Origin of the sequence: Streptomyces sp. KL109B, from assembly GCF_030766935.1 — a bacterium.
Classification (GTDB): Bacteria; Actinomycetota; Actinomycetes; order Streptomycetales; family Streptomycetaceae; genus Streptomyces.
On the sequence record NZ_JASERL010000010.1, the window covers coordinates 50823 to 63561 of the forward strand.

Below are 12739 nucleotides of genomic sequence, written 5' to 3' on the forward strand. Positions count from 1 at the left end.
GCGTCACTTCCCCGAACCCGAACCCGAACCGAAGCCGAAACCGGCGCCCGAGCCCTCGACCTTGGCCCGCAGCCGCTTGCCCTTCTCGGTCGCCTGGTCGTTCAGGTCCTGCTGGAACTCCCGCATGCGGCCGAGGAGTTCCTCGTCGTGGGCGGCCAGCATGCGCGCCGCGAGCAGACCAGCGTTCCGGGCGCCGCCGACCGAGACCGTCGCGACCGGCACGCCGGCCGGCATCTGCACGATGGACAGCAGGCTGTCCATGCCGTCGAGGTACTTCAGCGGGACCGGGACGCCGATCACCGGCAGCGGCGTCACCGACGCGAGCATGCCGGGCAGGTGGGCGGCGCCGCCCGCGCCCGCGATGATCGCCTTGAGGCCGCGCTCCGCGGCCTGCTCCCCGTACGAGATCATCTCGTGCGGCATCCGGTGCGCGGAGACGACGTCGACCTCGTAGGGGATCTCGAACTCGTCGAGGGCCTTGGCCGCGGCCTCCATGACGGGCCAGTCGGAGTCGGAGCCCATGACGATGCCGACGACGGGGGACGTGCTGGTCGTGCTGCTCATTCGGTGATCGTGCCCCTCAGGTAGCCGGCTGCGTGACGGGCGCGCTCCAGCACCTCGTCCAGGTCGTCGCCGTAGGTGTTCACGTGGCCGACCTTGCGGCCCGGCTTCACGTCCTTGCCGTACATGTGGATCTTGAGCTGCGGGTCACGGGCCATGCAGTGCAGATACGCGCTGTACATGTCCGGGTAGTCGCCGCCGAGGACGTTGACCATGACCGTCCACTCGGCGCGCGGGCGCGGGTCGCCCAGCGGCAGGTCGAGGACGGCGCGCACATGGTTCGCGAACTGGGACGTGACCGCCCCGTCCTGCGTCCAGTGGCCGGAGTTGTGCGGGCGCATCGCCAGTTCGTTGACGAGGATGCGGCCGTCACGGGTCTCGAAGAGTTCCACCGCGAGGTGGCCGACCACGCCGAGCTCCTGCGCGACCCGCAGGGCCAGCTCCTGGGCCTCTCCCGCGAGCGACTCGTCCAGCTCGGGCGCGGGCGCGATCACCGTGTCGCAGACGCCGTCGACCTGCTGGGACTCGACGACGGGGTAGGCGACGGCCTGGCCGTGCGGGGAGCGGACGACGTTCGCCGCCAGCTCCCGTACGAAGTCGACCTTCTCCTCGGCGAGGACGGGCACGCCCGCCTTGAACGGGTCGGCGGCGTCGGCCTCGGAGCGTACGAACCAGACGCCCTTGCCGTCGTAGCCGCCGCGCACGGTCTTGAGGATGACCGGGAAGCCCTCGCCCTCGGCGGCGAACGCCGCGACATCCACCGGGTCGCTCACGATCCGGTGGCGCGGGCACGGCACGCCGAGCGAGGTGAGCTTCGCGCGCATCTCGCCCTTGTCCTGGGCGTACAACAGCGCGTCGGGGCCGGGGCGGACCGGGATGCCGTCCGCCTCCAGGGCCCGCAGGTGCGCTGTCGGTACGTGCTCGTGATCGAAGGTGATCACGTCGCAGCCGCGCGCGAACTCGCGCAGCGTGTCCAGGTCGCGATGGTCGCCGACCACGACATCGCCGACGACCTGCGCCGCGGAATCCTGCGGAGTGTCGCTGAGGAGCTTGAACCTGATGCCGAGCGGGATGCCTGCCTCGTGTGTCATACGAGCGAGCTGGCCGCCGCCGACCATACCGACTACGGGGAACGTCACCGGTCCAGGGTATCGGCCAATTGACCGGATCCCGTACGCCCCTTGTCCTGTAGGAAACGACAACGGGCTGCGTACGGGGATCGACGCCGACCTCCGTCGCCGCGGAAGGGCCCCGGTTAGCATGGCTGGGTCGGTCACGTAACCGGACCAGGACCATGGACCATGGACCATGACGCGGCGAACACCACGGGGGCTGAGGCGACCATCATGAGCATCACCGGACGTACCGGCCGCACCACGGGCGCGCTGCGCAAGCGGCTCGCGGGGCTGGCCCGCGAGGTCGCCAAGTTCGGTGTCGTCGGCGCTCTGGGCGTCCTCGTGAACTTCGCCGTCTTCAACCTCATGCGGCACAGCACCGACCTCCAGGTGGTGCGCGCCAGCGTGATCGCGACGGTCGTCGCCATCGCCTTCAACTACGTGGGGTTCCGCTACTTCACGTACCGCGACCGCGACAAGAGCGGCCGCGCGAAGGAGCTGACCCTGTTCCTGCTGTTCAGCGCGGCGGGGCTGGTCATCGAGAACGGGGTCCTGTACGCGGCGACGTACGGGTTCGGCTGGCACAGCCCGCTGCAGAGCAACGTCTTCAAGTTCCTGGGGATGGGGCTCGCGACCCTGTTCCGGTTCTGGTCGTACCGGACGTGGGTGTTCAGGACGCTGCCGGCGCGGGAGGCCGTGGCCAGTGCGGAATCGTTCCTCGACGAGTCGCCGGCCACGTCCGCGGCCCGGCCCCGGTAGTCACCGGATCGTCTGCTGGTCCTCCGCCTCGTCTCCCGTCGCCTTCTTCAGCGGCGTACGGGACAGGAACAGGCCGAAGACGGGCGGGCTCGACTGGAGCATTTCGAGGCGGCCGCCGTCCGCCTCCGCCAGGTCGCGGGCGACGGCGAGGCCGATGCCCGTCGAGTTGCGGCCGCTGATGGTCCGCTCGAAGATCCGTGAGCCCAGCTCCCCCGGGACGCCGGGCCCCTCGTCCGTGACCTCGACGATGGCCTGGCTGCCGGTGACGCGGGTGCGCAGGGCGACGGTGCCGCCGCCGTGCATCAGCGAGTTCTCGATCAGCGCGGCGAGCACCTGGGCGACCGCGCCCGGGGTGCCGACGGCCGTGAGGTGGCGCTTGCCGGAGGAGACGATCGCGCGGCCGGCGCTGCGGTAGGCGGGGCGCCACTCCTCCAGCTGCTGCTTGATCACCTCGTCCAGGTCGAAGGGGACGGCGGAGCCGGTGCGCGGGTCGCGGGAGTTGGTGAGCAGCCGCTCGACGACGTCGGTGAGCCGCTCGACCTGCGCGAGCGCGATCGTCGCCTCCTCCTTCACCTCGTCGAGGTCGTCGGTCATCGTGATCTCCTCCAGGCGCATCGAGAGCGCCGTGAGGGGCGTACGCAGCTGGTGCGAGGCGTCGGCCGCGAGGCGCCGTTCGGCGGTGAGCATGCGGGCGATGCGCTCCGCCGAACCGTCGAGGACGTCGGCGACGCGGTCCAGTTCCGGGACGCCGTAGCGCTTGTGGCGGGGGCGGGGGTCGCCGGAGCCGAGGCGCTCCGCTGTGGAGGCGAGGTCCGTGAGGGGGGAGGCGAGTCTGTTGGCCTGGCGTACGGCGAGGAGGACGGCGGCGACGATCGCGAGGAGGGCGACGCCCGCGATGATCAGGAGCGTGCGGCCGACCTCCGTGGTGACGGCCGAGCGCGCCTCCTCGACGGTGACCTTCTCGCCCTGTTCGCCGGAGGCGGTGTACGAGATGACGTCGCCTGCGGGTGGGGTGCCGATGGTGATGGGCGCGCGGTCGGGCATGTCGATCTCGGCGTAGCGGGCGCCGGCGACCTGGTCCTGGAGGATGTCGCCGGTGATCTGCTCCTCGCTGAGGATTCGGCTGTCGACGATGGAGGCGAGGCGGACGGCCTCCGATTCGACGCGTTCCTGGGCGCTGTTGGTGATGGTTCGGGTCTCCACGATGACCAGGGAGACGCCGAAGACGGCGATCACTACCAGGACCACGGCGAGGGTGGAGTTGATCAGTCGGCGGCGCATAGGTCCTAGTGTCCCGGATGCGGTTCGGCCGGCACCGTGACCAACGCCTCGGGGCTCCGCCCCGGACCCCGCGCCTCAAACGCCGGCGAGGCTGAATAGACCGGGGCTCGGCCCCCGGCCCGGCGCCTCAATCGCCGACGGGCTCAAAAGATCGGGGCTCCGCCCCGGACCCCACGCCTCAAACGCCGGCGAGGCTGGATGTGCCCACTCGCCACCGACACGACTGGATTTACCTGCTCGACGCCCGCGCCGCTGGATGTGCCCGCTCGCCACCGACACGGCTGGATGTGCCCACTCGCCACCGACGCGACTGGACTTGCCTGCTCGATGCCCGCGCCGCTGGATGTGCCCGCTCGACGCCGACGCGGCTGGATGTGCCCACTCGCCACCGACACGGCTGGACTTGCCTGCTCGACGCCGGCGCGGCTGGATGTGCTCGCTCGCCGCCGATCGGGCCGGAGTGCGCACAATCAAGCCCCTGCGGCGATTGAGCAGCGGGGTCCGGGGCGGAGCCCCGTGCGGTGCGGGCTGAGCAGCGGGGGGCAGGGCGGAGCCCCGTGTGGGGTGGGTCAGCTTTTCTCGAAGCGGAAGCCGACGCCGCGGACCGTGGCGATGTAGCGCGGATTCGCCGCGTCGTCGCCGAGTTTCTTGCGGAGCCACGAGATGTGCATGTCGAGGGTCTTGGTGGAGGACCACCACGTCGTGTCCCAGACCTCGCGCATCAACTGGTCACGGGTGACGACGCGGCCCGCGTCGCGGACCAGGACCCGTAGGAGGTCGAACTCCTTGGCCGTGAGCTGGAGTTCCTCCTCGCCCATCCACGCGCGGTGCGACTCGACGTCGATCCGCACCCCGTGCGTGGCAGGCGCCTGCGTCGGCTCACTGGCACCGCGCCGCAGCAGCGCCCGGACCCGGGCGAGGAGTTCGGCGAGGCGGAACGGCTTCGTCACGTAGTCGTCGGCGCCGGCGTCGAGCCCGACGACCGTGTCCACCTCGTCCGCGCGCGCGGTGAGGATCAGGATCGGCTCCGTGTGCCCCTCGGCGCGCATTCTGCGGGCCACCTCAAGACCGTCCATTCCGGGCAGTCCGAGGTCGAGCACGACGAGGTCGATGTTTCCCTGCAGTCCGGCGTCGAGGGCGGTCGGACCGTCCTCGCGCACTTCTACCTCGTAGCCCTCCCGGCGCAGGGCGCGGGCCAGGGGCTCCGAGATGGACGCGTCGTCCTCGGCGAGCAGTACACGGGTCATGGGGTGATGGTAGTCCGCGCCGTACGACGCCCGTGGGGTGATCGGATACAGCGGCGCCCGCGCGCTTACGGAATTTTTGCCTCCGCGTTCCCGCCCTGCGAGGGTCGGGTGTCATCCTGGGGAACACCTTTGAAATAGTGCGGGCGGTTCCGTGAAGGCCTGTGATCCATCTCTCAAGTCCTTCCATATGCCACTGAGTCGTTCGTAAGGTGATTCAACGCCTGATGCACTACTGGGGGACCTTTGGAGCGCACCGCGCACCCAAGGTCCCTTTCTTGTGTGAGCTGACTTCCGTCAGCATTTTTAGGAATGACCTGTGGTCGGGCCCCGCGTGTAAGGACGCGCGTCGGGGTGTGGATCTCGGGCCCGCCGCACTGGCGGGTACCGGTGCCGGCCCCCATCCCGGGCGCGCGCTCCCCACGAAGGTGCAGCGTCCCGAGCGAGCAAGGAACCCCCCATGGCGTCCAGCCTGACGAAGGACACCACCGCGCCCGGCGCCGGTGAGAAGACCTTCCTTGGCCACCCTCGCGGCCTGGCCTTTCTGTTTCTGACGGAGATGTGGGAGCGGTACAGCTTCTACGGGATGCGCGCGCTTCTCGTGCTGTACCTGTCGGCCGGTGTCGTCGACGGTGGCCTCGGCCTCAACGTAGCCACGGCGACGGCGATCTACTCCGTCTACAACGCCCTTGTGTACCTGCTCGCCCTCCCGGGCGGCTGGCTCGGCGACCGCGTATGGGGTCCGCGCAAGACCACCGCGGTGGGCGCGGCGATCATCATGGTCGGCCACTTCACGCTGGCGCTGCCGTGGGCCGGTTCCTTCTACCTCGGCCTCGGTCTGATCGCCGCCGGTTCGGGTCTGCTCAAGGCCAACATCTCCACGATGGTCGGCCACCTGTACCCGGAGAAGAACGACCCGCGTCGTGACGGCGGCTTCTCGATCTTCTACATCGCGATCAACCTCGGTGCCTTCTTCGCGCCGCTGACGATCGGCACGGTCGGCCAGACGGTCAACTGGCACCTCGGCTTCGCGATGGCCGGTGTCGGCATGGCGCTCGGCCTGGTCTGCTTCCTGTTCGGCTACCGCTACCTGTCGGGCGAGTCCAACGTCGTCCCGTCCCCGATGGGCGACGACGAGAAGCGCGACCTGTGGAAGAAGAGCGCGATCTGGGCGGTCGTCGCCATCCTGTTCTACGCCGTCGCCGGCGCGGCCGGTGCGCTGACCGTGAACTGGATCCTGTGGCCGCTCACCGTCCTCGGCCTGGTCCTGCCGATCTGGTACCTGGTCAAGATGAAGCGCGACAAGGACCTGTCGGACACCGAGCAGTCCCGGGTCTCCGCGTACATCTGGTTCTTCATCGTGGCCGCCGTGTTCTGGGGCATCTTCGACCAGTCCGGCTCCACGCTGAACCTGTTCGCCAACGACAACACCGCGAACACGCTGTTCGGCTTCGAGTTCCCGTCCAGCTGGTTCCAGTCGCTGAACTCGCTGTTCGTGATGGCGCTCGCGCCGATCTTCGCCTGGCTGTGGCTGTGGCTGAACCGCCGCGGCAAGGAGCCCAGCTCCCTCACGAAGTTCGCCAACGGTGTGTTCCTGATCGGCCTGTCCTTCTTCGTCATGATGCTGGCCCAGACGGCCGCCTCCGGCGACGCCAAGGTCACCCCGATGTGGCTGGTCATCGTCTACCTGATCCAGACCATCGGTGAGCTGACGCTCTCCCCGGTCGGCCTGTCCCTCACCACGAAGCTGGCGCCGGAGAAGTACGGCTCGCAGATGATGGGTGTCTGGTTCCTGGCCGTCACCGCCGGTGACTCGGTCATCGCGCTGCTGCAGCTGATCGGTGCGCCGACCAGCAGCGAGTGGTGGTTCGCCTCGCAGGGGGCGCTGGCCGTCCTGGCGGGTGTCGCGGTGTTCATGCTGCGTCGGAAGGTGAAGCCGCTCATGGGCGGCGTCCACTGACGCGCTCCGCTTGTTCTACGTGAACGGGGGCGGCCCGCACCATTCGGTGCGGGCCGCCCCCGTTTCCGGTCTTTCAAGCCCCCGCTGCTCAATCGCCGCAGGGGCTTAATTGGCCTACCGGCGAATGACGCGGCGCGCCCGCGGCAGGAACGTGAAGACCGCGCCGCCCAGCAGGATCACCGTGCCGGCCGCGAGGCCGAGCGCGCGGAGGGCGCCGTCGCTGGTGGCGCCGGTTTCGGCGAGGCCGCCGCCGGTCGCCGCCGAACCGCCGGCCGCCGAGCCGCCACCCGCCGAACCGCCGGAGGCACCGCCCGCCGAACCGCCGGAGGCACCGCCCGCCTGCTTGGACGTGTCCAGTTCCAGGGAGACCGGGGCGTTGCTCGGGGTGCAGGTGGTGGTCGTGCCCAGGGCCTTCACCGTGAGGACGCCGGGCGACAGCGTCGACTTGCCGTCGGCGCCCGGCTTGTAGGTGCCGGTGAGGTCCGGGATCTCGATCGGGTCGCCGGACTTGAAGGCCTTCTTGTTGGTCGGGCCCTCGACGGGGACGGTGCCCTTGTCGGCGCCGCCCAGCTTCACCTGCATCGACGGCTTGACGGAGTCGGCGGGGATGTCGGCGGGGCTGTCCATGACCGACTTCTTGAACTTGACCGTGAGGCCGTAGTTCCCGCCGTCCTTCTTGGCGTTGATCTGCACGGGCGACGTGGCCTTCTTGTCGCCGATGGGGGTCTTGCAGGCGTACGGGACGTCGACCTCCTTGCCCGTGAAGTCGCTCTGGCCGCCGCCACCGCCCGTAGAGCCGCCGGAGTCGCTGCCGCCGGAGGACGAACCGCCCGAGCTGGACGAGCCACCGGAAGACCCACTGGACGAGCCGCCCGGCAGGCCGCCGATCAGGCCACCGGCGCCGCTTCCGGACGACGAACCGCCCGAACTCGCGGCGCCCTCAAGGACCTTGACGACGGCGCCCGGGTCCACGCTCCCCGTCGGGGAGCACTTGGTGTCCGTCGACATCGGCTTGCTGACGTTGATGTTGTACTTGTCCGGCGTCAGCTTCAGCTCGCCCGGCTTCTCCAGCTTCAGCTTGCCCTTCATCGTGGACAGCTTCATCGGGCTGTTCTTCGGGATCGCCGGGTTCTCGCGCGGCCCCTCCATGGCGATGTCACCGGTCTGCGCGCCGGCCGCCTTGAGGGTGCCGGTGGGCTGGACGGTGTTCTCGCTGAGGTCGAGGACGTCCGGGTTCTTGGAGGCGCCCTGGATGAACTTCCAGGTCACGTCGATGGTGTCACCGACCTTCGCCTCGGCGGGCGCCGTGATGTCCGTGATCGTCGTGCCCTGCACCGGGTCGAGCCCGGAGATCGAGGGCGGGACGCACTCCGTCTTGTACGAGCTTTCGGCCGCCTGCGCGGGAGCCGCGTTCGCGAACATCAGCCCCGCCCCGCCGAGCATCAGGGCGACGCCGGCCGCGCTCACTCTCCGTTGGGTGGTCACGTGTTTCCTTTCGTCGTCGGGCTGTTCTCGTGCGGTGCGGAGAGCTGACCGGCCTCGGTCCGCTCCGGACCGGTGTCCGGGGTGAACCAGGGCAGGGTGGTCGTGGTCTGTGCCGACGCGCTCGTCGGCGTCGTGGGCGGTTCGGCGGGCGCGGGCCGTTTCGGTTTCTGCTGCGGCATCCGCACCTTCGGAAGGCGTACGGTGCGTCCGCCCGACGCCGGCCTGGACCCCTTGGCCCGCGGCCTGCGGTCACGCGGCCGTACCCGGTCGACGATCGCCATGCCGATCCGGAACACGGCGGCAGGCACGACGACGCACAGCAGGATCCAGAAGAGCGTCACGCCCCAGGGCCTGCCCACGCCCCACGGCTGCTCGGCCAGCACCTTCCCGCCGTACTTCAACGACACGAGATAGTCGCCGTGCGCGCCCGCCGACAGCTCGACGGGCAGCTTGATGCGCGCCTTCTGGCCCGGCTTGATGGTGCCGCGCCACTGCTGGTCCTCCCACTGCGGCGCGAACACCCCGTGGGAGCTGCCGACTTGGAAGACGGGGTTCTTCACCGGGTTCGAGCCGACGTTGCCGACGGTGAACGTGAAGGAGCGCGACGGCGGCGCCCCGAACCAGGTCAGCAGCCCGCTCGACCCTTCCAGCCGGGTGTCGGCCACCATCGAGAGCTGTCCGGTCCCGGACGACTTCGGCAGCGGCTTCACCGGATGCCCGGCCACCTGGAACTCGGCGTCCTTCTGTGCCTTCTCCCCCGTCACCGTCGCGACGTGCACGACGCACGGGCAGGGTTTGGGCGGCTCGGCGACCGGCAGCGCCTTGCTGAACGCCCCCTTGCCATCGGTGGTGACGGCACGCCCGTCGGAGTTGGCGCAGGCGTTGGTGCCGCCGATGACGCCGCGCTCGGGGCTCGACTGCCCGCAGACCAGCATCATCAGCAGCGTGTTCGGCCGCCAGTCCGTGCCCTTCACGGTGATCGAACCCCCGGTCCCCGCCTGGGACTTGGAGAGGCTCACGGTCGGCTTGTCGGCGGCGGCCGCCCAGGGCGCGGTGCCCGCGAGCAGGCCAGCCACGAGAGCGAGGACGGTCAGCAGCCGCGAGACACGGACGCTGCGGCGGTTCATGGCGCACTCCTTACGTTCCCTTGTCGGCGGCGCAGGTACCAGTACGTCGCGCAGGCCGCGGCCGCGAGGACGGCGAGGCCCCCGCCGAGGGCGCCCCACGGCACGAACCAGGTACTCGCTTTCGCCGTGTCCTCCGCACCGCCGCCCGCGGTGACCGTCACCTTCACGTCGACGTCGTCGAGCGCGGGGGCGCCCTTCCACGGTTCGGTGAGACTGACCCGCCGCCCCGGCAGCACCTCGACCGGCAGGTCCCGCTTCCGGTCGAGCACGGCCCCGAACACCCCGTCGGCCGCCACCGCGAGGCGCGGCGCGAGCGTCGTATTGCCGCGGTTCACGACGTCGTACGCGATGGCGCTCTTCCCCACCCGTACGTTCTCGACCGTGAGGGCGGACAGTGTGGGCCCGCTGACCCGCAGATGCACGCTGACCCCGGAGTCCCGCCCACCCGCACTGGCCACGACGGCTCCCGGATGGTCACCGGGGGTGGCCCCCGCTGGCACGGTCACGCTGAACGGCACCTCGGCCCGGGTCCGCGCCGGCACCTTCACGGTGTCCTCGGCGAACCGGATCCACGCCCCGGTGTCCGTGGCCTTCTTCCGCACGTCCAGGGCCCCGTCACCCTTGTTGTCCGCGTCGGCCCCCCGCAACGAGACCTTCAACGCCTTCCCCGTCGGATTGGCGATCGCCACCTTGTCCTCCAGTACGGACCCGGCAGCCCCCTCCGCGTAGATGTACGGCCGCCCATCCTCAGCGGCAGGCCGCGTACCGCCTCCGGCGGAGGGACTGATGGACCAGGCGGGGCCGGCGGCGTGGGCGGGCGCAACGCCGAGCAGCAGGACAGCAACAAGCAGCCCAATCAAGCCCCGCCGTCGGACGATAGCCCGCGGGGTCCGGGGCAGAGCCCCGCGGCCGCAACCACGCCGCGGGGCTCCACCTCGCACAGCCAAGTGTAACGTCATCTCAGCGACTCACGCCCCCTTAACGGGACGCCGCCTGATGCCGCCGGGTCAACCACAGCACCCCCGCCGCTCCGGCCAGGAGTACCGTTCCGCCCAGCGTCCCGAGCGCTATCGCCGAATCCTCGGGCCCGGTCTGCGGCAGCTGCTCCTCACCGGACGGCGCGGACGCCCCCGCCCCGGAGTCCCCGGAACCGGCACCGCCGCCACCACCGGCGGCCGCCTTCACGTCCATCTCAAGGGACGGCTTCGGGCTGTTGGACGGCGTACACGTCGTGTTCGTGCCGAGCGCCTTGATGGTCAGGACGCCCGCCGTGAAGTTGACCTTGCCGTCCTTCTTCGGCGTGTACGTACCCGTCAAGTCACTGATCTTGATCGGGGTGTTCGCGGGGATCGCCTTGTCGTTCGGCGGCCCGGTCGCCGTGAACTGGCCACTGTCGGCGCCACCCACCTTGATCACCGCGCTCGGGTGCATCGCACCCTTGCCGAGCTCGACGGGGCTGGACGAGACGCCCTTCTGGAAGGACATCGTGATCTTGTAGCCGCTGCCACTCTTCGTGCTCTTCATGTCGATCGGGGAGACGGCTCCCTTGTTCCCGATCGGCGTTTTGCACTGGTAGTTGACGTTCTGCACGGTGGCCGAGGCGGTGGGGGCGGCCATCAGCACCGCCGAGCCCGCCAGGGCCGCGCTGAGCGCGAACGCGGCGGTTCGTTTCTGGTACGTCCGGTACGACACCTCGAAGTACCTCCAAGCCAGGGGTTACTGACGGTTCATCAGATCTGGGTGGCTCAAGGTACGCCGGGGACCTTGTCGAGGGAAGACAAAGAGCACGCCGGATCGAAGACGATCCGACGTGCTCGAAAATTCGCACGTGAGGCGGCTACGCGGGGGCGCCGACCTCCGCCCACACGACCTTGCCCGAGACGCCGGGGGTACGCACAACTCCCCAGTCCAGGCAGAGGCGTTGAACAATGAACATGCCGTGCCCGCCGGGCCGGCCGACCCGATGCGGGGTGCGCGGCGCGGGCTGCCCGGCCCCGCGGTCGGCGACCTCGATGCGCAGCACCTTGTTCGCCGGGGCGTCCCCGAAGTGCAGGATGATCTCGTCGGGGCCCTCGGCGTGCAGGCACGCGTTCGTGACGAGTTCGGAGACGACGAGCAGTACGTCCTCCGCCGCGGCCCGGCGGTCCGCGGTCGCCGCCGGCAGCCAGCCCCAGGCGTGCAGCGATTCGCGGGTGAAGTCGCGGGCGAGCGGCACGATGCCGCTCGCACCGCTGAGGCTCAGCCTGCGGACCTGCGCGGCCTGGAACACCGGCAGTTCGCCGGAGTCTGGGCCGTGGTCGCCCGGCGAGTAAGGCCGGGTGGTGCTCATCAGCACTTCACCTCACCGATTCACCAATTCAGCTTCAGGATTCAGGGTTCAGGATCCGAGTGCCCACTGCCCGGCTGGAAAATCCAGGTCTCCGAGTCGCGGATCGGGGTCGAAGGGTCATCGTCGGTCGCAGGGTCGAGGTCGTGTTCGGGGGGTCTCCTGCCCGACGGAACGACGGAAACACCCACTTGTTCGGAACGGCTCCTGTGACGCTGGTAACGCATCGATCACACAGAGACAACTGGAGCGTAACTTCTGCGGTTCGCCACAGTTCGCGGCCGCCCGGTTCCGGTCAGTCGCCGGAGGGGTCCGGTTGAAGGGCCTCGTCGAGGGACGCGTGCACCGTAAAAACGGCCTCCGCGCCGGTGATCTCGAACACCCTCGCCACCACCGGAAGCATGCCCGCGAGGTGCACGCCACCACCGGCCGCCTCGGCCTTCAGGCGGGCCCCGAGGAGCACGTTCAACCCCGTCGAATCGCAGAATTCGAGCCGAGAACAGTCGATAACCAGCCGGGAATGTCCGTTACTGAGGCATTCATCCAGGGGTTCGCGCAGCAAATCAGCCGTGTGGTGATCCAACTCACCTGCCGGCGTCACGACAGCGCTGGAGCCCTCCTGCCGCACTTCGACCAGAAGCCGGCCCCGATGTGCACTGCCGACTGTCCCGCGGTCCATGACGACCCTCTCCCGCTGCCTACGACGTGCTGGTTGACGCCCTCGAACACTACGCCTTCTTGCTATGCCCCGACACCCGAACAACCTCTAGAATTCGGACATTTCGCCTCAGAACGCACTTGCGACCAGGTGAGGAAAGCGGGTAGGCCTAGTAAGGACAGCAATCGACCACGGCCGGCTTTGGAGGCGCCGCACTTAGAAG

General features: G+C 69.6%; 12 protein-coding genes. 2 read left to right on the plus strand and 10 right to left on the minus strand.

All coding sequences use genetic code 11. The features are described from left to right. Positions 1 to 3 precede the first annotated feature (3 nt). Positions 4 to 564 carry a 5-(carboxyamino)imidazole ribonucleotide mutase gene (purE, locus tag RBJ65_RS29330; RefSeq protein ID WP_306323777.1) on the minus strand — a complete coding sequence of 187 codons (561 nt, stop codon included), beginning with the start codon at positions 562 to 564 and terminating at the stop codon, positions 4 to 6. Further along, a complete protein-coding gene (locus RBJ65_RS29335) occupies positions 561 to 1700 on the minus strand; it encodes a 5-(carboxyamino)imidazole ribonucleotide synthase (RefSeq protein WP_306323778.1) in 1140 nt (379 codons plus the stop codon). The genes purE and RBJ65_RS29335 overlap by 4 nt, the downstream gene beginning before the upstream one ends. A 207-nt stretch (positions 1701 to 1907) precedes the next feature. Here RBJ65_RS29335 and RBJ65_RS29340 point away from each other — a divergent pair, with 207 nt between their 5' ends. Further along, positions 1908 to 2435, plus strand: coding sequence for a GtrA family protein (locus tag RBJ65_RS29340; RefSeq protein WP_306323779.1), 528 nt, complete (start codon positions 1908 to 1910; stop codon positions 2433 to 2435). Here the strand turns inward: RBJ65_RS29340 and RBJ65_RS29345 are convergent, their stop codons facing one another. Then, positions 2436 to 3716: an ATP-binding protein gene (locus tag RBJ65_RS29345; protein WP_306323780.1), complete on the minus strand. Its 1281-nt coding sequence runs from the start codon at positions 3714 to 3716 to the stop codon at positions 2436 to 2438. It lies immediately after the preceding gene. 569 nt (positions 3717 to 4285) lie between these two features. Continuing rightward, positions 4286 to 4963 carry a response regulator transcription factor gene (locus RBJ65_RS29350; RefSeq protein ID WP_306323781.1) on the minus strand — a complete coding sequence of 226 codons (678 nt, stop codon included), beginning with the start codon at positions 4961 to 4963 and terminating at the stop codon, positions 4286 to 4288. A gap of 457 nt (positions 4964 to 5420) precedes the next feature. Here RBJ65_RS29350 and RBJ65_RS29355 point away from each other — a divergent pair, with 457 nt between their 5' ends. Beyond that, a complete protein-coding gene (locus RBJ65_RS29355) occupies positions 5421 to 6920 on the plus strand; it encodes a peptide MFS transporter (RefSeq protein WP_306323782.1) in 1500 nt (499 codons plus the stop codon). Positions 6921 to 7034: 114 nt separating this feature from the next. Here RBJ65_RS29355 and RBJ65_RS29360 read toward each other — a convergent pair whose 3' ends face one another. From RBJ65_RS29360 to RBJ65_RS29385, 6 genes are all read right to left on the minus strand, one after another. After that, the gene (locus tag RBJ65_RS29360) at positions 7035 to 8363 is read right to left on the minus strand and encodes a hypothetical protein (RefSeq protein WP_306323790.1); all 1329 of its coding nucleotides are present in this window, start codon (positions 8361 to 8363) and stop codon (positions 7035 to 7037) included. Between the two features lie 38 nt (positions 8364 to 8401). Further along, the gene (locus tag RBJ65_RS29365) at positions 8402 to 9532 is read right to left on the minus strand and encodes a hypothetical protein (protein ID WP_306323783.1); all 1131 of its coding nucleotides are present in this window, start codon (positions 9530 to 9532) and stop codon (positions 8402 to 8404) included. Continuing rightward, entirely contained in the window at positions 9529 to 10221 is a 693-nt protein-coding gene (locus tag RBJ65_RS29370; protein WP_306323784.1) for a hypothetical protein, read from the minus strand. Before RBJ65_RS29370 ends, RBJ65_RS29365 begins: the two co-directional genes overlap by 4 nt. A 289-nt stretch (positions 10222 to 10510) precedes the next feature. Next, positions 10511 to 11224 (minus strand): LPXTG cell wall anchor domain-containing protein, encoded by a 714-nt coding sequence (locus RBJ65_RS29375; RefSeq protein WP_306323785.1) that lies wholly within the window; start codon positions 11222 to 11224, stop codon positions 10511 to 10513. Between the two features lie 145 nt (positions 11225 to 11369). After that, on the minus strand, positions 11370 to 11861 hold the full coding sequence (locus tag RBJ65_RS29380; protein ID WP_306323786.1) for an ATP-binding protein: 492 nt from the start codon (positions 11859 to 11861) through the stop codon (positions 11370 to 11372). 292 nt (positions 11862 to 12153) lie between these two features. Further along, positions 12154 to 12537: an STAS domain-containing protein gene (locus tag RBJ65_RS29385; RefSeq protein WP_306323787.1), complete on the minus strand. Its 384-nt coding sequence runs from the start codon at positions 12535 to 12537 to the stop codon at positions 12154 to 12156. Positions 12538 to 12739: the final 202 nt, after the last annotated feature.

Excerpts from the sequence above, each read along its gene's own strand:
- purE (WP_306323777.1), bottom strand. The coding sequence starts at position 564 with ATGAGCAGCACGACCAGCACGTCCCCCGTCGTCGGCATCGTCATGGGC.
- RBJ65_RS29380 (WP_306323786.1), bottom strand. The coding sequence starts at position 11,861 with ATGAGCACCACCCGGCCTTACTCGCCGGGCGACCACGGCCCAGACTCC.
- RBJ65_RS29350 (WP_306323781.1), bottom strand. The coding sequence starts at position 4,963 with ATGACCCGTGTACTGCTCGCCGAGGACGACGCGTCCATCTCGGAGCCC.
- RBJ65_RS29385 (WP_306323787.1), bottom strand. The coding sequence starts at position 12,537 with ATGGACCGCGGGACAGTCGGCAGTGCACATCGGGGCCGGCTTCTGGTC.
- RBJ65_RS29340 (WP_306323779.1), top strand. The coding sequence starts at position 1,908 with ATGAGCATCACCGGACGTACCGGCCGCACCACGGGCGCGCTGCGCAAG.
- RBJ65_RS29355 (WP_306323782.1), top strand. The coding sequence starts at position 5,421 with ATGGCGTCCAGCCTGACGAAGGACACCACCGCGCCCGGCGCCGGTGAG.
- RBJ65_RS29360 (WP_306323790.1), bottom strand. The coding sequence starts at position 8,363 with ATGCTCGGCGGGGCGGGGCTGATGTTCGCGAACGCGGCTCCCGCGCAG.
- RBJ65_RS29345 (WP_306323780.1), bottom strand. The coding sequence starts at position 3,716 with ATGCGCCGCCGACTGATCAACTCCACCCTCGCCGTGGTCCTGGTAGTG.
- RBJ65_RS29365 (WP_306323783.1), bottom strand. The coding sequence starts at position 9,532 with ATGAACCGCCGCAGCGTCCGTGTCTCGCGGCTGCTGACCGTCCTCGCT.